Raw genomic sequence first — 1751 nt, 5'->3', positions numbered from 1 at the left:
CTTGTACTAGAAGCATTATTCCTTACGGTAAATAACCGAACAAAAACTAAGCTCGAAAGATCAACTGCCCCTAGAAAATAAGTACAGGTTTTAAACTAAAGTTTGCTATACTCCGCCACCGCCATTTTAATGGTAGAAAGAAGTTAGCGCCGTTCGCTAGCGGTTGAATAGTTGATTACAGGACCCTCATCATGAGATTTGAATCTTTTAGTTTTGCTCCCGAGATTTTGCGCGCCATCTCTGAATGTGGTTATCAGAAAATGACTCCTATTCAGCAGCAAGCCATTCCAGCGGTGCGCCGTGGTCAAGATGTGCTAGCCAGCGCCCAAACGGGTACTGGTAAAACAGCTGCGTTTTCGCTGCCTATCTTGCAAAAAATGCTCGACAACCCAAGTGCGACTCAACGCTCAAATGCACGTGCACTTATCTTAACTCCAACCCGTGAACTGGCTTCACAGATTGCTGACAACATTAATGATTACGCCAAGTATTTAGAAGTGAATGTAGTCACTATCTTCGGCGGCGTTAAAATGGATAGCCAAGCCACTAAACTAAAGCGCGGTGCCGATATTATTATCGCTACGCCAGGTCGCTTACTTGAGCATATTATTGCTTGTAACCTTAGTCTTTCGAATGTCGACTTTTTAGTACTTGATGAGGCCGACCGTATGCTCGATATGGGCTTTAGTGCCGATATCCAAAAAATTCTACAAGCAGTAAATAGCAAACGTCAGAACTTAATGTTCTCAGCCACTTTCTCTGCTCCTGTGAAAAAACTTGCCAGTGAGATGATGGTAAAGCCAAACGTTATTACTGCAGACAAACAGAACACCACTGCTGATACCGTTAGCCAAGTCATATACCCAGTAGAGCAGCGCCGTAAGCGTGAGCTACTTTCTGAACTTATCGGTAAGAAAAATTGGCAACAAGTATTAGTGTTTACTGCCACCCGCGATGCTGCTGATAAGCTCGAGAAAGAGCTTAATCTAGATGGTATTCCAACGGCAGTCGTACACGGCGAAAAGGCACAAGGTAGCCGTCGCCGTGCACTGCGTGAATTTAAAGAAGGCAAAATGCGCGTGTTAGTTGCAACCGAAGTTGCTGCTCGTGGCCTAGATATTCAGGGCCTTGAGTATGTAGTCAACTACGACCTGCCTTTCCTTGCTGAAGATTATGTTCACCGTATCGGTCGTACGGGCCGTGCGGGTAAATCTGGCGTTGCCATCTCATTTGTGAGCCGTGAAGAGGAACGCACCTTAGCTGATATTGAAAAACTGATTGGCCAGAAATTACGCCGCGTAACAGTTCCAGGTTACGAAGTGGGTAGTCGTGATTTACTTATCAAACAGCTGCAAACTCGTCGCAGTTTCGCCAAGAAGCAACAACGTAGCGATAATGCTGGTGCTCAAGTGATTGCCGAGAAAAACATGCAAGGTCGTCGCGTGAAAGTGAAAAACGCCTCACCAGCAAAAATAAAGAAGATAAAATAATCGCAGTACGGACATCGAATTATTTTATAATCAAAAAAAGCACCATATGGTGCTTTTTTTGTGCGTATTATTTAGGGGCTGTTGATCTTTCGAGCTTAGTTTTTGTTCGGTTCTTTACCGTAAGGAATAATGCTTCTAGTACAAGGCTTGAGCGATAAAGCTTAGCTGGCTAAGTGAAAAGCTCATAACACATTCTAGTCATAAAAGAATAGAAGCATTGAATCGAACCCAAAGGGCCGCGTTTCTTGGCTATTTTTACTG

General features: G+C 44.0%; 1 protein-coding gene. It reads left to right on the top strand.

Translation table 11 applies throughout. The features are described 5' to 3' along the window. Positions 1 to 191 precede the first annotated feature (191 nt). Complete coding sequence (locus AB4238_RS21810; protein ID WP_372035657.1) at positions 192 to 1490, top strand: DEAD/DEAH box helicase; 1299 nt, start codon at positions 192 to 194, stop codon at positions 1488 to 1490. Positions 1491 to 1751 lie beyond the last annotated feature (261 nt).

Origin of the sequence: Shewanella sp. 10N.286.45.A1 (assembly GCF_041470405.1) — a bacterium.
In the GTDB taxonomy this organism is placed as follows: Bacteria; Pseudomonadota; Gammaproteobacteria; order Enterobacterales; family Shewanellaceae; genus Shewanella.
Note: the sequence above shows the minus strand (reverse complement) of the source record. Positions and strands in the feature narration are given on the sequence as shown.